We start from the raw sequence: 24,296 nt of genomic DNA, 5'->3' as shown, positions 1-24,296 counted from the left end.
TCAGGGGCCCTGGGGGAGCCGACCCGTCTTCAGGCTGTTCTGGTAATCCACCTGCCACTTCGAAGGGAGCCGCGCGAGCAACTCCGCCGTCACAGCCGCGCGGTCCTTGAACTCGTAGGCGCGCTGCATGCTCACGTCGCCGACCAGGAAGCCGTTGGCATACAGCGTGCTGCCCTTGGCTTCGCGGCGCTCGTTGAGCGAGGTCCGGTCCAGCTTCAGGTTGTGCACCGCGCCCTTGAACATCTCGCGGTCCGCCTTCACCAGCGTGGAGACACCCGAATCAGTGACGACGCGGTTGCCGACCTTCAGCTCCTCCGCCCACACCACCCCTTGGTCCGGCGTCATCACCGGGTGCGTGCCCGTGAGGAGCAGGTCATGGCCCGCTTCGTCGCGGAGGTGGACCATCGGGATGCTCTCGGTGCCCACCGTCGTATCCGCCACGCGCAGCGCCTGGCCAGAGCCATCCGTCACCACGCGGGTGCCCTTGGCGATGCTCTCGATGGGGGCGCTCTTGCCACCCGCGAGCTTCACCTGGGTGCCTTCCGCCAGGCAGCTGTAGGAGATTTGAATCTTCGGCACGCACGCCATGCCCGGCGTGAAGGTGGGCGACGAGGAGAACTGCTTGACGACCCGCGTCGGCCTCCCCCCTCGGTTCATCGTCACGTCGATGCTCATGAACAGGTCCACGTCCTCGTAGGGCCTGAAGAGGATGCCGGTGAAGACGCCCTGGTTCTGGGGAATGGACCACCGCACCTGTCGTGGGTCCGCGGGGTTGATCTGCAGCCAGCTGAAGAAGGTGCCAAAGGCCATCTGCCGAGGCCCACCGCTCTCCTCGACGAGCTTGGCGTACGTGTCCACCGTGTTGTTGATGCTGGTCACCGGGAAGGGGAAGGTCATCGTTCCCTGGAGGGGAATCTGGACCTGCTGGATAGCGACCATCGGGTAGTCGCAGTCCCCGTTGTTGCGCTGCAGGCAGATGGTGACGATGTTGTCCGGCCTCGCGACGGGCGCCAGGTCCTGAGGATGGATGATTTCACATCCCGGGGACGGAGCGACGGTGAGGGACTTGAAGACGACCTGCTCCTCGCCGTTGAACGAGACGATGCTCGCGGAGTCCACGAAGAGCAGCGCGTTCGGGTCCGCCGGGAGCACTCCGGTGGCGCGGGCCCACAGCTTGCGGCCATCAGCATAGACCTCGCCCCATCCATAGTCGGACACCTGTTGCTTCTGGAATTCATCCCAGACCACCACGTCCAGGAAGCTGTAGTCCGCCCCACCCTGGACGGTGGAGAACGCGGTCGCCTCGAACGTCCTCCCGTCCGGCCCGACGATGACCTTGCCAATCATGTGGTCCCTCGGCACCTCCGGGGCGGCCTGGGCGCTCACGCCGTGCTTGCGCGCGGCGTGACGCTCTCGCACGGATTGGAGCATGGCGAAGAACTGCGGATACTTCTCCGGCGTCTTGCCCGCCGCCGCCACGCGGGAGCGGAGGAAGCGGTACTGGGCCTCATCGGACAGGTCCAGCGCGACGACGCCATCATGCTTCGCCGCCAGCTCGCGCACGTAGGTCAGGTCCCCGGGGCGCAGCTCGTTCGAGCTCGGCATGTCGGTGCGACTTTGTCCTGACTCCTGCGGACTCTCCTTCTGGCATCCGGCCAGGGCGAGCCCCAGGGTGAGCAACAACGACAAGGGAGCGGCATGTCTGCGAAGACGTGATGACATGGTCTACCTCCGGGATGGATGGGTGACTGGAAAACAGATACCAAGATTTGGAATCCATCAAAATCCGGACAACCCCCGCAAGTTCCCAAACCGGACAAAGACACCACAAACAATCATAGACAGACAGAGTCCTGGTGGAATCCCACGAGCTGACATGGGGGTTTCCACGGGGTCTGCATCGACATGTGCGGCCCGACACGCCCCGCACCGCGACACTTCACAGGAAGTGGCCGACCAGTGAGTTGAAGTTCACCACGAAGTAGATCAGCGGAACGATGTTCCCCAGGACCAGGGTCGGCGCCAGCCAGACCAGTGCCAGAAGGACCGAGCCTTCGTTGAGATACACGAAGAAGTTGAACAAGAAGAGCCCCAGATAGAGGTCCATCGTCACCTGACGGCCCCATCTCAACGCGAGGACGCGCTTCAGGGACGTCCAGAACGACTCTGTCCGACTCGCGTGAACGGTGTAGCCGGAGAACAGGATCAGCAGTGCGAGCGCGAGCCAACGAATCCTCTCCATCGAGTTTTTGTACTTCGAAATCCCGCGGGCGGCCAGCAGCGGAATGGGATGCCTCTCGGGTGGACGGAAGGCCGCGTCCAGGGCTTGATGGAGGCTCAACGCCGGGGTCTCCGCCCATGTCCGCTGAAATGCCAACCGATGTCCGCACGCTCCTGGACCAGCTCCGCACCCTGCATTCCCGGATGCCGGTCCATCAGTTCGCCCCACTGACGGGACGCACGGCCGAGGGGGATGCGCTGCTCTATGGCGTGACGGGCTATGCGGACGAGACGCTGTTCCTCTATGGGTACTGCGTGGGGAAGACCGAGTACTGCTTCCTCTACGACTCGCCGTGGGACGATCTACACCGGGGCATGTTCGGGGGTTTTCGTGAGTGGTACGACGACCTCGTGATGCCCCGCGCCTTCCGGATGCGCTACTGCGTCTCGGAGCCCAAGCAACACGAGGTACTCGACCCGCTGCTCCAGCCGATGATGGAGCGACCGCCCCGCTACCTGGGGACGCGCGCCGCCGTGCTCCACCCGCTCACGGCGACCGCGGAAGAGGTCCTCCGAGACATCGACCGCTGGGACGAGCGACTGCGCTACCTGCGTCGTGCCCAGTCCCTGGTGCCCCAGGATGCGTCCCAGGTGGAGGGGTGGACCCCCGCGGTGGCCCGGTTTGGGGGGCTGGTGGGGCATGGCGAGGGGGAATATGCGCACTACCGCTACACGGCGGGCGAGACTACGTACGCGTTCGCGGTGAAGACCGTGGCGCCCATCTCGAAGATGACCCCGAGCGACCACTCGCCCTCCTCCACGCGGAAGGAGCGGCGGGCCCATCTGGCCCTGGCGCGACAACAGCAACAGGGCTTCCGGAAGCTGTCGAGCGGACAGGAAATCGAGGTGCGGTTCAATCCCAAGGACCCCGCGGAACACGTGCTCGGGGCACCGCTGCCGCACATCACCCTCTCGACGGTGGCGTTCCAACTCGAACCCATCGTCCTCGCCCGGTCGAGGTAGCGCCTCAGTAGTCGAAGCGCGAGGTGATGATGCCGTCGAGCCGGTAGAAGGAGTTGTCCACGTCGATGTTGTAGGGGCTTCCCACGGGATGACTGAGCCCCTTGGCGTAGCCCGGGCACGCGGCGCACACGAGCACGCCATCGAGCGTCACGTTCCAGAGGCCCTGCACCACGTCGTTCGTCGGCAAGCCCTGGAGGGCCACCAGGTGGAGCTCGAGGACGGTGGCGATGCCACTGGCATCCGCCGTGATCCGCGCATTCGCGAACGCGGGCCCCGCGCCTTCCTTCCAGCTCACCACCGAGGAATTGAGGACGGGCGCGAAGAGGGTGCCTTTGATGACGGCGGCGCCGCCCTTCGTCGACCAGATGCTGTGCACGCCCTGACTCGCCGCGGCCACCAGCCCCGGAACCATGACGACCGCGAACAGGAGGGCAACGACCGCTGGGCGAAGCTTGCGCATGGACGCACCTCGAACCGCGAAGACAGGATTTGAAAGCGAAGGACGCGCGCAGTGTTCGCCCGACGGCCTGCAATGTCAAACACGCCCCCGACAGCGTCAGCCCTCCGTGCCCGTCGAGCAGTCGAGGTGGGGCGGCTGCCCACAAGCCAACCCCATGGCGCGGTGCGTGAACCTGTGGTGGGGAGTCCACCCCACCGTGGCCTCCAGTCACCGCCACCCGGGGCCCGAAAGACAGTCGGGTGTAGAGGAGAGTCCACCCCCGTTCTCGGGGAATGACAGACATCTCTCCCCGTGATTCATTGTGTCAGCCGATGCTATTGTCTCGGGCATGCACTGGCACCTGCACTTGAAGAGCGCGGCCCTCGCGGCCGTGCTGTTCGCGACGTCCGGGCTCGGCGTGCCCGACGCGCACGCGCAGCAATGCGAACCCGAGCCGACGTCTCCGGTCGACCCACCCCAGGACCAGATGAGCGACACGCGCCTGCTGCGGCGAATCGTGCTCGGCCTCACGGGGACGACTCCCACCCTGGAGCAGTACGAGGCCATGGCCGCGACGGCCTCGCCCGAGGCGCGCGCCTCGCTGCTGCGTTCGACGCTCGACGAGGTGCTCGCCTCTCCGAAGTTCTACGAGCGGATGCTGCGCTTCGGACACGAGTGGATCGCCGTGGGCGCCTACACCACGGGCGCCAACGGCGACGCGTACCAGGGCGACATGTCAGGACACCTTCACCGGTGCGCCGACAACACCCCGCACCCGGGCGCGTACTACGCGGTGAACGAGTTCGCCTCGGGGGACCCGGGGCAGCAGTGCTCCGACAAGGATGGGAGCGGGAATCCCGCCGTGCCGGTGGTGCACACCGTCGAGCCCTGGTGGGCTCCGGGGACGATGGTCCAGGTGCTGGGCCTGGCGGGCTCCGACGTCAAGACCGTCACGGACACCGCCACGGGGAAGGTCAACGACTGTGGCATCGCCTACGGCGGCTACTACGACCCCGTGCTGGTCCGGGGCTGCGGGTGTGGCCCCAATTTGATGTGGTGCTCGCCGCTCGCCGGCCTGAACTCCACGGGCACCTCGAGCCTCAGTGGTCAGCGCCGCCACCCCTACGAGGAGCCCGCGCGCCTGTTCGCGCACCTGGCATGGCATGACCGGCCGCTCTCGGACCTCGTCGTCGGCAACTACTCCGTCGGCACCAACTGGCTGCGGGCGCTGTACATCCGCTTCGGCCGGCAGATGGGCAGCACCTCCGTGGACCAGAACACCACGTGGTGGCGTCCGGACGTGGGCAACGCCCCGCGCGACCCGCTGCATCCGACGCCGAACGACCCGCTGGCGTGGCGCGAGTTCGTGGTGGAGGAGCTGGAGCCCTTCCACCTCTCGCTCACTCCCGACAAGACCCGCTCCGGCAGCATGGAGCGCACCTATCGCTTCGACCCGCGCACGACGAAGGACGCGCCCCTGGGCCTGCCCGCCGCCGGGGTGCTCACGATGATGGGGTCCATGTCCTCGTTCCCGCGCGAGCGCGTCCGGGCCGCGCGCTTCCTGGAGATCTTCGCCTGCCAGAACTTCTCCCCGCCTCCCGCGGACGTGCACTTCCCGCCGCTGGAGATCGACCCGGCGACCGGCGGGACGTGCCTGCACTGCCACAAGACGCTGGACCCCGCGGCCATCGCCTTCAAGCGCTGGGACTTCACTCCGTTCCCGAGCTACTACGTGCCGTGGCCCTTCATCGGGGGCATCGGCAACCAGCGCGTCACCGCGGAGTGGCTGTCCGGACAGTATCCGCACATCGGCAATGCGCCGGGCCAGCGCTGGAAGAACGCCTTCGTGCCCAACACGGTGCTGACCCCTGTCACGCCGGAGCAGCTCAAGGCGAATCCGGAGGCGGTGCTGCTCGACACGATGCCGGAGTCGTACACGCTGCTGGGTGAACATGGCGATGGCACCATGGGCCCGCTGGGCTTCGGCAAGCTGCTCGTCCGCTCCGGTGAGTTCGACCGCTGCGCCGCGCGCAAGCTCTACGCGATGTTCATCGGTCGGGAGCTGAATCCGGCCACGGAGAAGGGCTTCATCGACAAGCTCGCGAGGGAGTTCGTCTCCAGGGAGCGCAAGCTGCGGCCCTTCCTCCGATATCTCTTCGAGCAGTCCGAGCTGCGGAGGGGCCTGTGATGCGCACGCTGAGTTCGTTCCTGGGAGCCGTCGCGCTCGTCGCGCTCTCACTCAACCTGGGGGCTTGTTTCGGAGATGTCTCGCAGGGCGGCGATGACAAGCCGGACGCGGGTGACAGCTGCGCCGCGGCGAGCGACAACGACGCGGTCCGCCTCGCGCTCGCGCCCGCCTGCGAGGGCTGCCACGTCAACGGCAACAAGCCCTTCTTCGCCTCGCTCGCCGCGTTCGAGAGCGGGCTCGTCTACGACGAGCGGTTCGTGAAGCGTGGGGACCCGGAGGGCAGCCTCCTCATCAAGATGCTCAAGGGCGTGGCTCCCGGCAGCTACGCCCAGATGCCGCCGGGCCAGCCCTACGAGCAGCTCGTCGCCAGCGGCCGCGTCACGATGACCATCGCCCAGGTGGAGGCGTGGATTCGCGACCTGAAGGCGCCGCCCGTGCAGTTGGATACGCCGTCACCCGTGGAGTTCAAGGTCCGCCGGCTGGCCGCCGACGAGATGGTGGTGAGCCTGATGGACCAGTTGGGGCTTGCGCTCGAGGACTTCGTCAGCACGAGCGACCCCCACTGGCGCGACCAGGCGTACGTGGTGAACTGGAACAAGTTCTTCGTGTGGCCCGGTGACTGGGCTCCCGGCATCTCGGGGCAGTACGTCTCCGACCCGCGCTCCGTCGAGCGCTTCGAGGCGCTCGGCGGCGGCAACTCCCTGGAGTACCGCAAGAAGGACCCGAGCTTCGGCCCCTCCGCCGGGCAGGCGCTGGTCCAGATGTCCCAGGCCTGGTGCGGGCGCGCGGTGGACAAGCCCAACAACAAGGCGGTGCTGCGCTTCGCAACGCTCGCGGACACCTCCACCAAGAGCCCGGACGCCGTGCAGAAGAACCTGCGCAACCTCTACCTGCGCATGCTGGGACAGCCTCCCGCGGACGCGGAGCTGAAGGAGCTGTACGAGCAGGTCTACCTCCCGCTCGAGGCGCAGAGCACGCGCCTGGCCTGGGTGGGCACCTGCGCGGCGCTCATCCGTCACCCGCTGTGGATCACCTACTGAGCCGAGGACCCCATGCCGACTACTTCTCGACGCACGTTGCTCAAGTGGGCCCTCGGAGCCAGCCAGCTCGCCCTCCTCGAACGCGCGGGGCTCCTCGGTTCTGGAGTCGCCCAGGCCGCGGACGCGGACGTCCCCTCCCGGCTCGTGGTGCTCTATGTCCCGGGCGGCTTCCGTCCGGCGTACTGCTTCACGCCGATGGAGGACTCGGAGATTCCGCTCTGCGTCCCGGGGCCCTCGGGCTTCATCAGCGAGCCCGTCTTCTTCGAGGCGAGCAAGGTGGTGAACCTGGCGCCCGCCAACGGCCCGTACAAGCCGCTGCGGACGTGGCAGTCCTGGAATCCTCAGGACCCGGCGGCGCGCGGCTCCTTCAGCCCGCTCATGTATGGCTACCAGCACTTCGCGCTGCATGAGCAGTTGAGCGTGCTGCATGGCATCGACCAGGGCACCAATGACCACGCCAGCGCGTTCATCTCCGCGATGTGCGGCGTCGCGGGCGCGGACTACCGGGCGCCCGCGATGCACTCGGTCATCGCGAACCACCTGTACGCGCGGCACCGGGAGACCCGGCCCCTGCCGTTCGTGGTCGTCTCTGGAGAACGGGGGGTGCCGTCCGGCATGGGGTTGCCCTCGCACGCCTCTCCGGTGGGCGTGCCGTCCATCGACGCGCTCAAGCCGATGCTCTCCGGGAAGCCCGCGGACAACGCCTGGTGGACGGGGCTGGATGCGCGCACCGAGGGCGCGGAGCTGGATGCGAGAGGCAGGCCCACGGGGGCCGCGCTGAAGACGACCACGGTGGAGCGCTACTCCCTGGGGCGCGCGCAGCCGCTCCTGGGCCGCTCGACGGCGAAGGTGGACAACTACCTGGAGGGCCTGCATGGCTCGCTGTCATCCGTCTCCCGCGTGCTGGCGACGGATGTGGTGTCCCTGCTGGAGGGCACCAAGGGCATCGACACGCTGAAGACGAACCGGCCCGCGTACCTGTCGAGCTACTTGAACGAGTCGTTCACCTACACGTTCGGCAACGCGAACTTCCACCTCGTCGGGTTGGACCCGCGCATGGACATGGCGCTGCGCCTGCTCAAGTCGGACCTGTGCACGTCGGTGCATGTCTCGCTGCGCATGGACTTCGACACGCACAGCGGCTCGGGGCATGCCTTCAGCTGCGCGCATGGCCGGGGGCTGATGGATTGCGTCGCGCGCTTCCTGGGCGAGATGAAGGCCACGCCCGCTCCGGGCAAGCCGGGCAAGACGCTGCTCGATGACACCCTGGTGCTGGTGATGAGCGAGTTCGGCCGGAGCTGGGCCTCACGCTCGGGGGATGGCAGCTACAACCTGCCGGATGACCATCACCCCTTCACCTCGGTCGCCTTCGCGGGCGGAAACGTGGCGGCGAATCGACAGGTGGGCACGTATACGACGCGCGGGCTCGGGGTCCCGGTGGACATCATCGAGGAGACGGGACAGACGCAGAAGCGCGTCCCCCGGTCCGCGGACGTCGTCACCACCGCGCTGCGCATCATGGGGATGGAGGCGCACGAGTTCTTCATCCCTGGTGGCTATGGCGAGGTGGTGGGACTCCGGAAGGGGTAGCGGCGGTGAGCAGGGCGAAGAGGCGACGCCAGCGGACATCGAGCAGTCACTCGTAAGCTGTCTGCCTGGCGATACCCCTCACATCATCTCTGTCTTGCTAATCCAATACGAACCCCAACAAGCGTTACAACGCGGGCCCCGAGGGAGAGCGCGTCCGCGGCCAGTGATTCTGACGGACGCCTGACACGAGCCCCTGGGTCGCCTCGCCCACATGAGCGAGGCGACTCGGGCACGGGAGCCACTCTGGAGTCACGCCGGACTCGGCATTGAGCGTCAGACGCGAGAGCGAAGGAAACACAGGGCCACCGTCTAGCCATGAGTCCCTCTCGACAAGACGGAGTCCTCCATGCGTCGTCTCCTCGCCTTCGCGCTCCTGGCGCTGCCGTGCCTGGTCCTCGCGGCGCCGGTCAGCCGGTTGAACCTCAACTCCAGCAGCGACAACTCCCGGACCTTCGCCGGCATCACTCCGGACCGGCCCGTCCTCCAGCTCTTCATGAACCATGTGGACCGCGCGACGGACGTGTCGCTGCTGTTCTCGGGCGCGGTGTATGCCTCCAAGCAGGATGACTGGCTTCGCGTGCGCATCCTCGATGGCTGTCTCAACGAGGTCTTCACGCAGCAGTACCCGCTTGGCCTCACGCTCGGCCCCAACCAGCGCAACTGGTTCAACTTCCCCCTGGGAGTGAATCTGACGCACGGCAGCTACTACTACCTGGAGCTGTCCACGCGTTACGGCGGCTGGGACGGCAGCGCGCAGCTCGTCGTGAACAACGCCCGCTACGAGCATGGCCGGCTGTTCGCGCCGGGCTCGGTGCAGGCGCTGGGCTTTCCCGGGAAGAAGGACGACGTGATGTTCATGCTGAACGGCACCGTCGAGGAGGCGAAGTCCTGGTACCCGACGGCCACCACCAACGTCCTCTGCCCCGGCCGCTGCCAGGTGCTGGGCACGGAGAAGCAGACCCACGGAGCGCGCAACCAGTTCAATGTCATCGTCCAGGAGACGGGAACGGCGGGTGCCACCGGCTCGTTCTGGAGTGACTACAACTCCGACCCGGCGCTGCTGTCGCTCAAGGAGAACGTGCGCCGCGTCCTCGAGGAGGCCAGCGGCCCGCCCATTTCTGGCGGGCGCCAGACGGCGCCGCTGTCCCAGACGGTGCCCTTCAACTCCTACTACGGACAGATGAACTTCTACGTCGCGGTGGAGAATCCGGCGACGGACCCTCGCGCGGCGAAGGGCTTCTTGTACTGCGCGAACATCGACGCGCAGGTGACCGTCAAGACAGGCTCCTATGGGGAGTATGGAGCAACCGCCTACAGCGGCGACCTGCCCAGGCCCTCCGGGGGCGCGCCGTGGCAGCACGACTTCTCGCGCGGCATCCTCCAGCACGAGCTGCTGGGCCATGGCATCGGCCAGCTCACCGAGGAGTACATCCTCGCGGGAGACACCGGGGCGATGGTGCAGACGACCTTCTCTCCGAACATGGACTCCATCGGCTGTTCCTCCTGGTGTGGCTCCTCGCTGACAGTGAACCAGCTCATCACCCAGATGGCGGCGGACCCGAACGCCGCCTGCTGGACCTACGATGCGACGACCTGCCGGGCCCGCGAGGCCCCAGGCAGCAGCCCTCGCTGCCTGACCTTGAGCGGCTTGAGCAACCCAGGCCTCGCCTGGTTCGGCGGGAGGGCCTGCGCCCCGGTGACGGTGACGAACTACAACATCGGCCAGTCCTGCACCGGGAACACCGGCTGCTACATCGGCAAGACGAATGGCGGCGTCATCGTGGTCAACGCGGCGCAGCCCGGGGGCGACATCATGGGCGCGAAGGGACGCTCGACCGCGGCGGCCCAGGGCTTCAGCACCGCGATGGAGAACCACCTCCGGGACATCATGGACTGCTTCTTCCCGACGACCTGCGCGGCCTACCCGGAGGCGCGCTGCCTGGCGTTCCAGACGAAGTGGAGCGCGGGTGGAAACCGCGAAGTCTTCGCCACCCGCGCCAACGCCTGCGAGAGCGGCTGGTATCGCCGCCGTTAGCCGTTGGAGGTCCTCCGCCGCCTCCCTGGGATGGGGCTCTTGCGGTACTGTGCGCGACACAGTACTGTGCTCCGCATGGGTCAGGCGGAACCGTTCCACAAACTGGAGCTCGAGCTGCGCCGAGGGGTGGTGGTGTTGGCCACCCTCTCGCAGCTGCGTGGGCCTCGCTACGGGTACGAGCTGAGACAGGCCTTGGCGGAGAAGGGAATGCCGATTGAAGAGGGCACCCTGTACCCGTTGCTGCGCCGCCTGGAGACGCAAGGCTTCTTGCGGAGCGAGTGGAGGCTCGAAGACGGTCCCCCCCGGCGCTACTACGCGCTGAACGCGGACGGCCGGAAGCTGCTCCAGAACCTCACCGACGCCTGGCAGGGGATGAATGACGCAATGGACCGGCTCCTGAAGGAGGACCCTCAATGAACGCGAATGACGTGCTCGAGTCCTACATCACCGATGTCGCCGTGCGGTTGCCACACAAGCAACGCGACGATGTGGCGTTCGAACTGCGTGAATTGCTCACCGAGGAGCTTCAGGCCCGGGCCGCCGCGGATGGACGCGACGCCGATGCGGCCATGGCCACGGAGTTGCTCCGTGCCTTCGGTCGGCCAGAGGCGGTGGCGGCGCGCTACCGCCCCGCGCTGACCATCATCGACCCCGCCGACGGGAGCCGCTTCCTGCGGGCGACTGTCATCGGACTGGCCGTCATCTGGTCCACCGGCCTGCTGACGCGGCTATGGCAGCCCATCCAGTCGGGACAAGGTGTGCTCCAGGCGCTCGGCCAATGGTGGGTGCACACGGTGGTGGCTTCGCTGTGGTGGCCAGGCATGTTGGTCGTGGGGTTCGGTCTCGACGCCTGGACTCGCCGCCGGTGGCCGCTCACCTCGAAGTGGGAGCCTCGTGCGGGCGATAGAATCCAGGGAGGCCGCGCGGCGATGGCCCTGAGCATCGTCGGCATCCTGTGTGGCGTGTTCGTGCTCCTCGAGCCGAGTCGGGTGCTGGATGTCTTCTTCGGTGGCCGGGCAGCCCCGGCGGCCTACGAGGCGCTCACCTACACCGACGAATTCCGTCAGCGCCCGGCCACCTGGCTGCTGCTCGGGCTCCTCCTGCTCAATGTTCCCATGCAGTTCGCCGTCATCCTGAGCGGGCGCTGGTCGGCGGGCATGCGGCGCATGGAGGTGGGGCTGAGCCTGGCCACTTGCGCGGTGATGACATGGACCGTCCTGGGGGGACCCATCCTCCGCACGGACGCCAGCGACCAGACAGCCAGGTTCCTGATGGTCCTCATCATCGTCTTCGTGCTGCTTCACTTCGGCATCCGGCTGTTCCGGTCCGTGCGTCCAGCACCAAGCCTCCACGGCACGCATGGCTGACGGGGCCCAAGCCTCCCCCACCCTCAAATGCCTGGGGGTGGTCCGTCGAGACGGACACCGCGCGGGGTTCGCACCGAGCGCGTGAGGCTCTCGACGGAGACCGGGTGGCCGCGCCCGCTCCCGACGGTGTCATCGCGATGCACGCTTGCATTGACGATGCGAGACACCCCGATGCCGTTGGTCCGCGCGTCAAGGAGCCGTTCAAACACAGCCGAAGGCGGCACCCGGTTCCAGCGGTGCCGCCACACATCCCCTACCGTCTCATGAGCCCCGGGGGTCAGATGTCCAGCTGCCAGAGCTGGTTGTCCGCCCGGCCCTCGCGATGCATGGGGTAGGTGATGAGCCGCCCCGAGCCATCCGTCTTGCCGCCCTCGATATCCAGCACGAGGCCGCTGAGCTGGCTCTGGATGAAGTAGGTGCCACGGACGCGACCGGGCACGAGCTGCCACACCTGATTGAGCCCGCCGTGAGCCTCCCACATGACAACGCGGGTTCCCGCGGCCTTGTTGGCGCCCTCCACGTCGAGCACGAGCCCGTTGAGCTTGCTGCGGATGAGGTAGCCGCCCCGCGTGGGCACCAGCTCCCACTTCTGGTTGTCATTGCCCTCGCGGTTGGACTTGGGCCGGTGGGCGATGAGCCCCGTGCCGGGCGAGCGGTCATTGCCCGCGATGTCGATGACGAGCCCCGCGAGCTTGCTGCGGATGAAGGTGCTGCGCTGGGGACGCGTCTCTCCCCGGCCATGGCCCCAGTCCCCTCCGCCGTGGTCCCGGTCCGGACGCCCGGGCGGCGGCGGAGGCGGCGTGGGGCGCGACTCGCCCTGGCACCAGCCCGCGGAGCTGCACGTCCGCGCGCCATCGCAGTGCGAGTCATTCTGGCAGCGGTTGGGCCCCGGGCGGTTGCGCGACTCATCGTGGCGGTAGGCCGGCCCCGGCCCCGCCGCGGCCGTCAAAGGCAGGAGCAGCAGCGCGAGCGCCATCCATCCCCTGCCCTTCGCGGACGACCGGATTTCACGCGCACCCGCACCCTCGGAACCACTCCGAACCGCCAACATGGGACATCTCCTTGTTTGAAGTCTCCAGTGGAGGGGCGACTCTCGCCGCCCGCTCACCCTGTGCTGTATCTGACGGGGGCCCGGGAGTTTCATTCACCGACGGGCACGTGCGCCTGGAGGAACAGTCCCACCCGCCCTCGGGCGAGCTGACGGCCGAAGCCCCCATCCCAGATGTCGAAGCCGTGCTCCGCGTACGGCAGCGTGAAGAGGACATGGGGCACGCCCACCTGGGCAAGTCGAGCCGCCATCGCACGCGAGGCGTCGAGCGGCACGACGCTGTCCGCCTCCCCATGGACCAGGAGTGTGGGGGGAGAGCGTGGTCCGATGTGGTTGACGGGTGAGAGCAGCTCGTACAGCGCTCGGTGGCCTTCCAGCGGCACTCCCGTGAAGCCCTCGAGCGCGACCTGGTCACCCACCGCGTGGGCCACCAGGTCGCCAGGCGCGTAGAAGCTGATGATGGCCGCCACGGACGAGTCCCCGGAGGCACAGGAGGACGGGAGGCGCGAATCGCCCTCGGAGTACCCCGCCAGGGTCGCGAGGTGCCCACCCGCGGACTCTCCGAACAGGACGAGCCGGTCCGGGTCGATACCGTAGGTGGCCGCGTGGTCCTTGACCCAGCGGATGCCACACTTGACGTCCCCCGGCGCCTTCAAACCCGTGGCGGGGGGAAAGAGCCGGTAGTCGAGGGCGATGAACACATACCCCCGCGAGGAGAAGAAGTCGGCCCAGGCGCGGCCATATGCGCGCCCTCCGCCACTCCAGCCACCTCCGTGCAGATAGAGCACGGCCGGGCGGGCCTTCGATGCGGGGGCTCCCGGCAGGAAGACGTCTGCGTGCAACTCGTGTCCGGCGACCACGGCGAAGCGAACGGTCTGACTGGGGAGGGGTCGGGCTCCGACGAGGGGACGGAGATACTCCCGGAGGTCGAGCGGAATGTCGGCCGCCCTCGCCATCCGCCACGCGGAGGCGGCGGGCCACACCGCGAGGAATCCGACCAGCAGCGCGGATGCGGCCGTCCCCCAGCGCAGCCACCTCCACGCGTCCGTGTGAGCGCTCCAGACGGACACCAGCGCCGTGAGGAGCGCCGGCAACAGCATCACCAGGCTGTATTCCCTCAAGATTCCCTTGAGGAGGTGGACGAGCGTGGGCGCCCCGGTGGGAGCGAAGAAGACCGCCGCGAACAGCATGCAACCCACGAGGTGAAGGAGGGCCAGAAGGGTCGGCATGGAGGAGGCGAATCTCGCGGACCCTTGATGACCTCGTCCATGAAGAAGAACTGGGAGGGAGAGCCTGGAGCACCTGAACGCGGAGGGGCGCGAACACTCGCCGCCCTGTCCGCGCGCCCCTCCTCCGCATTGAATGTGTCGCGGGCTACTCGATGGGAGGCGGGCAGGTGTCGGGGCAGTCGAGTCCGAAGGTGCAGCCATCACACGAGAGCGGTGGCATGACGGTGATGGTCAGGGGGAGCGTGCTCTGACCGAACGGCTGGTTGCCCTGTACGAGTCGCCACTCGAACGGGTAGGCCCCCGTCAGCGAAGGGGCGACGGCGGTGAAGACGAAGGTGGCGTCCTGGCCTGGCTTGACGACCTCGTAGGGCATCAGCGGGACTCGGGCCACTCCCCAGGACACGTTGTCCGGCGGGTTCTGGGAGCCCAGTTCGACGGGCGTCTGGGCGTTCCAGCTCTGGGTGCCCCAGTTCTTCATCCGGACGGAGAACTGGAAGGTCTCACCTGGGGCCACGGCGGCGGGAACCAGGGTCTGCTCCACGAGCTCCGAGGCGAACGCGGGGGACTTCACGTTGACGGTGAGGGTCAGCTCCGGGCCGAACGCCACGCCGTTTCGTTGCATCCTCCACCGGTAGCTGAAGCGTCCCGGCGTCAGGGGCGCAGTGGGCGTGACGGTGAACGTCTTGTTCTGGCCCAGGAGGATGGCGTCCCCCGGAGTGAGGACCAGGTTCGGTGCCCCATCGAGCGAGACGCCGTGCGTGCCGTTGGCCGCGCTCCAGAGCGTGGTGCCGGTATTGGTGACGGAGACAGAGGCGTGGAAGGGCTGCCCGGCGACCACGGTGGGCACCCTTCCGTTGGAGTCGCGCTGGAGGGCGCCGAGGGCGGAAGTGTCCAGGAAGCCGCCCAGGATCCGCTGGCGGAAAGGGAGGAAGGTTCCCGTCTGCAAGTCTGAGATGAGGAAGCGGGGCTCATCGGGTGGAGCGGTGGGGTCCGGGACTTCGTTGGTGTGGACGAAGGAGGTCCGGATGTTGGGAAAGGTGCCGATGATGCCTCCCAGGTCCGCGAAGCTGCTGCGGTTGTGGCAGCCGGCGCAGGACAGCACCTGGGCGCGTGAGACCACCTGTTCGGGCGTCAGCGAGCTGCCGATGCGCTGGAGCTCCGTGGAGATGGCGGTGGCGAAGCGGTTGCCTGGAGGACCGAAGAGGAACTCGTTGAGGTAGTCGTCCGAGGAGAGGAACGACTGCGCATCGCTCTGGGCGGCGTTGTAGATGTCGGGGACCTCGTAGTTGAAGCGGTTGATGTCATCGACCGCGAGGCTCGCCACCTGGGTGATGAAGTGCTCGCGAAAGCTCACCGCGAGCGGGGATGTGTTGAAGATGTTGAAGAAGTCGCCGCGCGGGTTGACCTTCACCGTGACGGGCACGAAGCGCAAGGTGCAGCCGGTGGGGCCGCACTGCCGCTTGAGCTTGAACTCACGGAGCATCCACGGGGCGGGCGGTCCCTGCTGGATGAACTGATTGGTTCGAATCTGTCCCTCGCCCAAGGGGTTGTTGCCGTAGTGATTGGCATGGACGACGGGGACATGGCCGGGGCTGCTCGCGTCCAGGAAGAATGACCTCACGAGGCCACGGCGGGCGATGGGGTCCGTGAGGGTGGAGAAACCCGCCCAGGTCTGGGCGATGGGGCGGCAGCCCTCCAGGCCCAGCTCGCGGCGAGGGTTGGGGAGGACGGCCTCGAAGATGACCAGGTTGCGGTCCGCGGGCGGGCGGGCGAAGACCATGCGGTATTCGCCGCAGTTGGCGCCGTCGGGAGGGGCCAGGTCGAAGCGGTTGAAGAGACCGATGAGGTTGTAGCGGTCCAGGACGGAATCGGCGCCGAGGATGGCCTCCCGGCCCTCCGACGGACGACAGGCATACGGCGCCCCATTGAGCGTGAAATTCTGGTCGCTGCAGTGCGCGCCCCCAGGGAGGTCGGACTCGCCCGGTGCGGGGTTCTGGGTGTCCCAGAGCTGGCGGAAGAGCTGCTCGGCGGTGAAGCCCGTGTTTCCGGCCTGCTGGACGAGCTGGTTCATCACCATCCGGAGGGTGATGGTGGAGACGGTCGCGAAGTCGGTGATGGCGAGCGAGCGGCGCGGGTCCAGCACCGTGGCCGTGGTGGAGGGTTGGTCGGCCAGGGGCGACGTGTGGAGCCCTCCACGCTCGGAGTGGGGAGAGGCCGCGAGGGAGGCTCCCAGGCTCGCGAGGAGCAAGCTGGCGCCCGCGAGGCGCGAGGCGGTGAGCCACCGGAAGAAGTGGCTCGGGGGCGGAACGGCGGAACGGGAGTGTGGCTGATGCATGGCTGTGGCCTCGGAGACACCGATGTCCACGCGCCATTACGCCAGCAGGCATCAACCTGGTTGATGGGCGCGGCTTCATGGGAGGCGGAGGCGGCTACGGTCGCTTCGAGGTCTTCGCCGCGTACGATGCGGACGACGCTGTGCTCATCCACATTCCCTGCTGACAGCCTTTCACCTCGAGCGCGTCGGGGCCGTGGGCCCGCGCTCGATGCCGAGTTCCAGCAGTGCCCCCTCGAACCGAGGCTCCCAGCCTGGAAAATGAGACCACCGTTCCTTGGCAATCCGAGGATGTTTGAGGTCATGCGCGCTCTCAACCTCCGGCCCCAGTACCTTGCTGTCGAAGATGCTGTGCCGATAGACGTACGTCGCGTTGCCGGTGTCAGAGAACTCAATCACCGAGTATTCGTCGAAGCGCAGACAAAAGGCGCTCACCTCCCCCCTCGAGAAACGCCTCGCCCTCCTGAAAGCCGCCTGCTGCTCGGCGGGAAGCGTTCGCACGTTCCGGAGCAGTGCATCGTAGGCATCCGGAGCCAACCAACAGGTCGTCGACTGGATGGCTCCCAAGTAGCGCAACCAGAAGGAATGCCGGTCCCCCTCGTTCATGGCCTTTTCGAAGAAGAACTCGAGGTCTTGCCGGATGAGCGCCGACAGAAACGCCTCGAACGCCTGCTTCGAGCGACCACGAACCGCGCTCCACGCCCCCGTCAAGGTGGACAGCCGAGGGTCTCCGAAGACGCTGTCCTTCGCGATGAGCCGCTCCTCGATGCGGGACTGCACGTCCTTGCGGACACGGCCCCGCGCGCGACACTCCAGCATCGCCGCGATGACGGCGACACGTGCCTCTACCGGGGCGCCCAGGACAGTCTGGCCCGCGATTGAGTTCGGCAACCATGCCCTCCCTGCCTCGGAGTCGAGCAGAAAAAGCAGCGCCTCCGACGAGTCCTCTCGTGCGCTACACCGTTGCAGCAGGTACTCCGCAGCGACATGTCCCGCATAGCCGACCGCGGGCCGCAATCCAGCATGGCCCAGCAGGCCGACGACTTCGCGCAACGGACGGTCTGCCCATCTGGCCGCGACGCTATTCGGTCCCTCTGGTCCAAGTGCCCGTTCGATGGACACCGGCAAGCGCCACCGAAGCAATGGCGCGTCCTTCGGACAGCGCCCTGCCAGGTGCGCCCATTCGTGCCTGTGCTTGGAATCCCCATCCGCCAAACACCAATCTCGGAGCCGTTGCCGCACGAGCCGGGGCCACCCTTCCGGGAAGAGCGCCAGGAACTCCGCCATGTTCTTCGGTTCGACCCTGCGCCACAACCAGGGCACGGCTCGCCGCTCACGACGGGAAAACCCCGAGAAGTTCCCACCCTTCACTTTCTCGAGCAGCACCTCCACGTCGAGCGACTCGAACATCCGCTGGACACGACCAGGCTCCCTTTCATCCGTGAGCCGATGAGCCTCATCCAGACTGGAATGAAGCTGTCGAATCCCCTGCTCCACCTGCTGCTGAAACGTGCCGAGGCCCGCCAGCGCGTTTCGCTGCCGTTCCTGCACACTCGCAAGCCATGCATCCAGTCCCATCGGGCCTCCTACAGACGTAGATCGCCACGCACACGAATGACGAGCCGCCGGTTTTCCGGCTCGCCGCCATCCGTTCCAGGCCGTGGCGCGGTCTGTCCCCTCCCGGAGACGACGAAACTCGAATCGAAGCACTCCCGCTCGTCGCCCGCGTCGCGGAGCTGCTTGCGCACCGTGAAGAACACCTCCTGCGCCCGTGCGGCGCTGGCCCTCACGTTGTTCTCGAAGCTGTACTGCACCACCCCTTCCCGGACTCCGCACTCCCAACTCGTTCCCAGGAAGGGACGGTCATCGGTGTGTCCTTCCAGGATGATGGAAGGCTCGGCGCCCGCGTCCCGCATGGCAGCCACCGTCTCGCAGACCCGATGGATGAGAGGAACAGCGCCACGTTCGAACTGCTCGACATAGGCAGGCGGCGTCCGGCACTGCCCGAGGCCGAACTGCATGTTCTTGAATTCGATCTCCAGGGCATTCACCCCTCCATCCAGCCCGCTGAGCGCGATGAAGCCGCCGTCCAGCGTGGCATCCAGCGCAATCAAGTCCTCCCGCAGCGCGATGAGTGACTTCTGGACGCCCTCTTTCTGCGAGTCTACCTTCTCGATGGCGGCCTCCTTGTCCCGGATGGCGGCCTCGCGCTGCGCATTCGCATCAAGAATGAAGATGACCGCCAGCAGCAGAAACACCACCGCGACGCCCGCCATGAGGTCCGCCAGCGACTTCTCACTTCCATCCCCGGAGGCACTCATGCTCGCCGCACCTGCGTCTTCAACACCTTGCTCAGTTCCTGGACCGTCTCGTTGAGGTCATCGACGCCTTGAGCAAGCTCCCCCGACGTCTTCTCCACCACGCTCCCCAGGTCCTGCATCACCTTGGTCCATTGGCCACTCAGCGTCTGCGCCTGGAGCTTGACGGACTCCTCGTAACCGCGCGTCAGGCCATCGAGCACGGGCTGGACGCGCTCGAGTGCCTGGCGCTGCGCATTCAGGAGGTTCTCCTCCACCTTGACGACTTCTCGACGGCCCTGGGTGACCTGGTTGAACTCCTTGGCGGTCTCGATGAGCTGGCGAGTCACCTGCTCCATCTGAGTGGCGGCCCCCCGCGCCTTCTCATGCGTCTCACCGGCTCCCCGGGTCGCGGAGGCGAGCTGGAGCGCCGTGCTTCGCAGTTGCTCCGTGAGCTGACGAAGCCCGTCCTGGGTCGTCCCCATGACCTTGGCGAATTCCTCGGACCGGCTCTGGAAGCTGCTCATGTCCACGTTCGCAGCCGAGCGAAGTGCTTCCACTTGTCGAGACAGGAAGCTCGCCTGTTCTCCTGTCTGCTGCTGGAGATGTTGGGTGCTCGCGTCCATACCCGCGAGCACCTGCTCGAACCGGCCCACGACAGACTCCACGCTGCGCTCCAACTGCCCGAGCACCTGCTGATTCTCCACCCCCAATCGATGCGATGAGTTCGCCGAGGCTTCGAGAACATGGGCGGTGGCCTTCACCAGTCCATCCCGCACCTGGTCGAAGCTCTCCACGACAGAGGCAACACGATCCCCCAGCACGTCAATGGCATGCTGGTTCTCCGCACCCCACTGCCGAGCCTGCGTCCCCATCATCTGGGACATGGCCTCGAACTGCTGTTCGAGCCGCGGAAGCACCCCCATCAACTCCTGCATCTGGCGCCCCATGTCCTGGGACTGGGAATGGAATCCGCCCGACACGGCGTCTCGGAGCTGTTCTAGGATGCGCCCCAGGTCATGCTCTTGCCGTTCGGAGAGCGACCGCTGGATAGCCCCCAGGCTGTCGCGGACCGTGGACATCTCCTGCTGGAGCGTCAGCGCGAATCCCGAGGCAATGGAGCGGTGGAGATCGGCTGCGATGTCCCGCACGGCCTTCTCCACCGCCGTGAGCTGTCGGGTGATGACGTCGCCAACCTGCTCCTTCATCATGGTGCCAAAGCTCGCCTGGACCTGGGTACCGATATCCTGGAGAGAGACTTCGACACTCTCCAGATGGAGGAGCCGATCCGAGAGTTCGCGGCGAGTCTGGATCAGCTCAGTCTTCAGCGCGTCCAGCGCGTCTCCCCTCGCTGTCGCGAGCACGATGCCGTGGGCCTCCAGCGTCTGGGTGGCGGACTCGAAGCGAGGTCGCATGGCATCCAGTCGCGCCAGCAACCGGCCCTCCTGAATCGACGCGAAGGATTGGAAGAAGAACGACCCCAGCAGGCCCGTCGCCGAGACGAAGAACTTGGCGCCCATCTGGCCGATGGCCGCCGAGAGCAACACTGCTTGCGTGGCCCCCGCCGCGCTGCCTCCCAGCAAGGCCTCCCTGACGGGACCGACCAGCACCATTCCCAGCAGGCCGAACGTCATGACCAGGGCGATGCCCGTCAGGCTCTTTCCCAGCGCGTGGCCCCAGGAGTGCCGGAACAGCGCCCGGCACGTCTCGCGCAACCCTTGCGACGGTTCCGCCCGGATGAGGGCCGGCAGTGGTACTGGCTGACCTCCAGGAGGGAAGACGAGCTGCTCGCGAATGGCCCGCCACAATGCCCGAGCCTCCTCCTGCGGCCCTGGCTCCTGTCGCCGTCCTTCGAGCACGTCTTCCAGATGCGTATCCAACAACTCGATGGCGCGCCGAAGCTTTCGCCTCCGAACCTCCACCAGGATGGGGGCCAACAACGAAAGCACAGCAATGCCGCCCACGGCATACCGTAGCTCCGCATCCCGCCAGAGCGTTGCCAAGATCTCCATGCTTCAGCCCTCCCCCTCTTCCTCTTCACACGCCCGCTGGAAGATCCCCTCGTACCGCTGAGCGTCGTCGTCCGTGGGCGACAAGAAGTCCCGCGCGATGGCGCGCTTGCGTTCGACCAACTCGTGAAGCCGCAGGTCGAAGCCAGCGTCTGGCCGGCCCCGTCTGTGGAGCAGCGGGTAGTAGACATGGACGGGACGTACCTGCCCGATGCGATGGGCGCGGTCCGTCGCCTGGTCTTCTTTCGCGGGGTTCCACCAACGTCCGTAATGGATAACGTGGTTCGCCGCGACGATGTTGAGCCCGGCGCCCGCCGCCAACGGGCTCAGAATCAAGACCTGGAACCCCTTCGCCCGGGAGAAGGCGTCGATGTTCTCGAGCGCCGCCTTCCGACTGCTCGGTTCGCCGTTGAGGATGTCGACACGGCCCAGGCGAAATCGCTCCGAGATGAGCTGTGCCAGGAGGTCCTGCATCGCCCGGGAGAGGACGAAGACCAGGGCCTTCTCGGCCCCCGTGCCACTCCCCTGGCTTTCGATCTCCGACAACAGCTCCAGGCAAAGCCGCGTCTTGGGGCTCTCCCGCAGCGCGGTGGCGGATGACAGGCCCCGTGCATCCGACAGCAGCGCGGGATGCTGATAGAGCTTCTGGAGAGCGGAGAGGGCCCAGAACGAGCCTTCCGAGGACATCTTCCGCGCGATGAGCCGTTCATGCGACTCCTGCTCTTCCGTCATCTCGACGAGCCTGCGATGCGGACTCTTGGGGGGCAGATCCTTCAGTGCCTCCGCCTTCTCCCGCCGCAGCAGGGTGCAGCCCGCGGAGGGATAGCGCAGTCGTTGGCGCAGCGTCTGGGCGGCCTGTTCGCCCTGGTGGTCTTCCCGGAACGAAGCGCGAGTGCCGAATACGCGGGGTTGCTGGCACTGGAGCGCGTCGTAGATGGCCCATACATCCAACAGCTCGTTCTCCACCGGCGTGCCCGTCAGGCCGACCGCGAACGAGCGCTTCAACGCACGGGCGGCACGCGAGCGCAGCGTGTCCGGGTTCTTGAGGTTGTGCGCCTCGTCGAACACGACGACATCGAAATCCACCTTCAACAACGAGCGTTGGTAGGCCCCCAGCGTCTCGTAGTTGGTGAGCACCAGGTCCTGCCGCGACAGGAAGGCGCCATTGAGCTCCCCCTCGCGTTTGATGGCTTCCAGACCGGGCCCATGGAGGATGAAGGGAGCCCAGGCGGACTCGACGAAGAAGCGCTCCAGTTCCTGGCGCCAGTTCTCCAGCAAGATGGTCGGGCATACGACGAGCTGAGGCTTCAGCCGTGTTCCAGGAGGAAGCTGCTCTTGGAGCGTCATGCGTCGCAGCGTGAGGAAACACGCGACCTGGAGTGTCTTGCCCAGTCCCATGTCGTCCGCCAACAGGACACCGGGCGTCGCTTCCCGCGCGCGCCGCCACAACCACTCGAGGCCCTGTCGCTGATGAGGCTTGAGCTCCACGCCCGGCACCATCATGGAGCGCAGCGACTCCCAGGGCACGGGGTCCTCGTCGACGGACTGTGATTCCCTGGTAGCCGAAGCGTCCAACTCACGCACCTTCACGGCTTCGAGGGGTTTCTTGGCTCGAGACGAAGGAGCCGGGTCCGTGCTGGCGTTGGGAGCCGTTTCGAGTTCCGGCTCCGACAGCTGGAGCGCTGTCATCAATTGACGCCGCAGGTCCTCGCCCGACGCGATGTGGGTACCAGCCACGACGAGCGGCTTCGTGCCCCCTCGTGCCAGGGCGGCCTCGTTCGCGGCGAAAAGCTCCAACGCGAGTTCCCGCGAGTCCAACCGCAGGGGCACGACGTCACGACCGTCCGGCGAAGCGGCGCTCAACGTGAGCGAGAAGTCGCCCCCCTTGTCACAGGGGTCGATCCATTCGAGCCCCGAACCCTCGACACCCACGGCGGGGTCGCGTCCGCGAAGGACCTCGAAGCCCAGCACGCGCTCGGAGTAGTGCGAGAGGTCGACGATGGCGTCCGCGTTCAACCCCTCGGGGATGATGACCGTGGGGTCCTCCATCTCCCGTTGGACGTCCGCGACGAGGCGGCGCTGGAGGGGCCGGACGTTCTCCAGGATTCGTTCGGCGCCCTCGGGAAGGACCAGCGGCCGACGGGCGTCGTCCCCGGCGATTCCTCCCGCCTGAAGACTCGTGAGCGGCAATGCGGTCTGGGTCCCATCCGGATGGACTGCGTAGGGCTGCAGCGAGACGATCTCCGTCGCTTCCGGGTCCTGCTCCCAGCGCAATCCCACGCGGGCGACGGGTTGGGGCTGGAATCGGCTCAGGTAGCCCCGCGCTGTGTATTGGAAGCGGCCGGGCAGAAGCCGAGCCACCTCTTCCAGGACGCCGCGAACGCGCATCACCCGCGCGAGCTGTTCCTTCCGGGGGGCATGGGTTGCCAGTTGGGCCTCCACGCACGCCCAGGCGGCGGACGGCCCCAGCAGGATGGGCTCGCCGTGCTCGGCCGGAACGAACCAAGGGACGGGCTGGGGCGCGTCGGGGAGCAGCGCATCTGAGACTCGAACCCGGTATCGGGCCCCCGCTCCACCCGGGACGCCCACCACCTCACAGCCGATGTCCTGTTTCCCGAGCCCGGCCAGGTCCATCAGGAGGTCCTGGAGGACCGCCCATTCCTCATGCAGCGCTCCGCGCTCCTCGTCATCCCCGCCCCCATCCACGGGCTTTCCCAAGGCAGCCCATTCGCCCTGGGAGAAACGGAGCTGGTGTCCATCGAGCCAACCTCGCGCCCGCCACTCGACCTCACGCAGGCCGACACGGAAGGCGAGTTCCGTTGGCAAGTCACGCAGGGAGATGCACAACTGCCCCGCGTCGATGGACCAACGCAGAGACGTGCCGCGAGGCGCGGACGACCGTTGCTCGGGAGACTGCATCAGGATGCCCCCGCAAGCGGCATTGCTTGCACGCACGAATCAGAAACAGCTCTCGCGCGTGGGCACACTACCACTGCGGGGTGATAGCCAGGAGGAGGAAACTCGGCATTCTCCTGGCGTGCACCGCACGGTGTCGTGACTCACCCAACCAGGCAGAACTCCATGGACATTGAATCTGTCAACTCCGGCAACTCCTCGTCAGCGACTCGCTTCTGCTTGCCCCTCCCTGGGGTCGCGGATGCACCCGGTCCCGTCTCCCGGTGCAATCGCAGCCTCCGATTTACCGTTGCACGGCTCACGGAGCGGATGCGGCGCTCCACCTTTGGAGTTGAGGCAACGCTTCCGCTCACGTGCCGATGGGGCACCACGCATCCATGACACCAGACAAAGAGGATGCCCCGCCGAAGCACGACCGTCGTAGAGCTATCGCCACCACCATCGTGATGCTCGTGCTGACTCTTGCCCTCACGCTTGACTCCTCGCATTCCCCCATTGATGCATCGACGTCTCCATCCGGGACATCCACCCCCAGAACGACTCCTCCACCTCGTGAATCCTCG

At 66.8% G+C, this 24,296-nt stretch carries 17 protein-coding genes; 7 read left to right on the top strand and 10 right to left on the bottom strand.

Translation table 11 applies throughout. The features are described from left to right. Both G4D83_RS25555 and G4D83_RS25550 read right to left on the bottom strand, forming a co-directional pair. Window positions 1-1,722, bottom strand: a complete 1,722-nt coding sequence (locus G4D83_RS25555) for a Hint domain-containing protein (protein WP_163867442.1) — start codon at window positions 1,720-1,722, stop codon at window positions 1-3. A 217-nt stretch (window positions 1,723-1,939) separates the two neighbouring features. After that, window positions 1,940-2,242: a hypothetical protein gene (locus G4D83_RS25550; protein WP_163867441.1), complete on the bottom strand. Its 303-nt coding sequence runs from the start codon at window positions 2,240-2,242 to the stop codon at window positions 1,940-1,942. A gap of 116 nt (window positions 2,243-2,358) precedes the next feature. Between G4D83_RS25550 and G4D83_RS25545 the strand changes: the two genes are divergently transcribed. Beyond that, a complete protein-coding gene (locus G4D83_RS25545; RefSeq protein ID WP_163867440.1) occupies window positions 2,359-3,243 on the top strand; it encodes a DUF3592 domain-containing protein in 885 nt (294 codons plus the stop codon). Between the two features lie 4 nt (window positions 3,244-3,247). Here G4D83_RS25545 and G4D83_RS25540 read toward each other — a convergent pair whose 3' ends face one another. Continuing rightward, the gene (locus G4D83_RS25540) at window positions 3,248-3,703 is read right to left on the bottom strand and encodes a hypothetical protein (RefSeq protein WP_163867439.1); all 456 of its coding nucleotides are present in this window, start codon (window positions 3,701-3,703) and stop codon (window positions 3,248-3,250) included. Between the two features lie 328 nt (window positions 3,704-4,031). Between G4D83_RS25540 and G4D83_RS25535 the strand changes: the two genes are divergently transcribed. From G4D83_RS25535 to G4D83_RS25510, 6 genes are all read left to right on the top strand, one after another. After that, window positions 4,032-5,870, top strand: a complete 1,839-nt coding sequence (locus tag G4D83_RS25535) for a DUF1549 domain-containing protein (protein WP_163867438.1) — start codon at window positions 4,032-4,034, stop codon at window positions 5,868-5,870. Further along, window positions 5,870-6,910, top strand: a complete 1,041-nt coding sequence (locus tag G4D83_RS25530) for a hypothetical protein (RefSeq protein ID WP_163867437.1) — start codon at window positions 5,870-5,872, stop codon at window positions 6,908-6,910. The genes G4D83_RS25535 and G4D83_RS25530 overlap by 1 nt, the downstream gene beginning before the upstream one ends. A 12-nt stretch (window positions 6,911-6,922) precedes the next feature. Continuing rightward, window positions 6,923-8,500 (top strand): DUF1501 domain-containing protein, encoded by a 1,578-nt coding sequence (locus G4D83_RS45640; RefSeq protein WP_176434150.1) that lies wholly within the window; start codon window positions 6,923-6,925, stop codon window positions 8,498-8,500. A 346-nt stretch (window positions 8,501-8,846) separates the two neighbouring features. Next, on the top strand, window positions 8,847-10,535 hold the full coding sequence (locus G4D83_RS25520; protein ID WP_163867436.1) for a S8 family peptidase: 1,689 nt from the start codon (window positions 8,847-8,849) through the stop codon (window positions 10,533-10,535). A 75-nt stretch (window positions 10,536-10,610) separates the two neighbouring features. After that, the gene (locus tag G4D83_RS25515; protein WP_163867435.1) at window positions 10,611-10,952 is read left to right on the top strand and encodes a PadR family transcriptional regulator; all 342 of its coding nucleotides are present in this window, start codon (window positions 10,611-10,613) and stop codon (window positions 10,950-10,952) included. Continuing rightward, the gene (locus G4D83_RS25510) at window positions 10,949-11,902 is read left to right on the top strand and encodes a hypothetical protein (RefSeq protein WP_163867434.1); all 954 of its coding nucleotides are present in this window, start codon (window positions 10,949-10,951) and stop codon (window positions 11,900-11,902) included. Before G4D83_RS25515 ends, G4D83_RS25510 begins: the two co-directional genes overlap by 4 nt. A 277-nt stretch (window positions 11,903-12,179) precedes the next feature. On the opposite strand, the gene G4D83_RS25505 is transcribed toward G4D83_RS25510, so the two are convergent. The 7 genes from G4D83_RS25505 to G4D83_RS25470 all read right to left on the bottom strand — a co-directional run bounded on the left by G4D83_RS25505 (window position 12,180) and on the right by G4D83_RS25470 (window position 23,736). Then, window positions 12,180-12,953, bottom strand: a complete 774-nt coding sequence (locus G4D83_RS25505) for an RICIN domain-containing protein (RefSeq protein ID WP_163867433.1) — start codon at window positions 12,951-12,953, stop codon at window positions 12,180-12,182. A gap of 89 nt (window positions 12,954-13,042) precedes the next feature. Next, complete coding sequence (locus tag G4D83_RS25500) at window positions 13,043-14,179, bottom strand: alpha/beta hydrolase (RefSeq protein WP_163867432.1); 1,137 nt, start codon at window positions 14,177-14,179, stop codon at window positions 13,043-13,045. A 145-nt stretch (window positions 14,180-14,324) separates the two neighbouring features. After that, the gene (locus G4D83_RS25495; RefSeq protein WP_163867431.1) at window positions 14,325-16,514 is read right to left on the bottom strand and encodes an NBR1-Ig-like domain-containing protein; all 2,190 of its coding nucleotides are present in this window, start codon (window positions 16,512-16,514) and stop codon (window positions 14,325-14,327) included. 171 nt (window positions 16,515-16,685) lie between these two features. After that, on the bottom strand, window positions 16,686-18,089 hold the full coding sequence (locus G4D83_RS25490) for an EH signature domain-containing protein (protein WP_163867430.1): 1,404 nt from the start codon (window positions 18,087-18,089) through the stop codon (window positions 16,686-16,688). Between the two features lie 8 nt (window positions 18,090-18,097). Beyond that, window positions 18,098-18,787, bottom strand: coding sequence for an OmpA family protein (locus G4D83_RS25485; protein WP_240356576.1), 690 nt, complete (start codon window positions 18,785-18,787; stop codon window positions 18,098-18,100). A 41-nt stretch (window positions 18,788-18,828) separates the two neighbouring features. Next, the gene (locus G4D83_RS46395; RefSeq protein WP_240356574.1) at window positions 18,829-20,820 is read right to left on the bottom strand and encodes a coiled-coil domain-containing protein; all 1,992 of its coding nucleotides are present in this window, start codon (window positions 20,818-20,820) and stop codon (window positions 18,829-18,831) included. A gap of 3 nt (window positions 20,821-20,823) precedes the next feature. Beyond that, window positions 20,824-23,736, bottom strand: a complete 2,913-nt coding sequence (locus G4D83_RS25470) for a DEAD/DEAH box helicase (protein WP_240356572.1) — start codon at window positions 23,734-23,736, stop codon at window positions 20,824-20,826. Window positions 23,737-24,296: the final 560 nt, after the last annotated feature.

Origin of the sequence: Myxococcus eversor (assembly GCF_010894455.1) — a bacterium.
Lineage (GTDB): Bacteria > Myxococcota > Myxococcia > Myxococcales > Myxococcaceae > Myxococcus > Myxococcus eversor.
The sequence above is the reverse complement of the archived record's forward strand: the minus strand, read 5'-3'. Positions and strand labels throughout refer to the sequence as shown.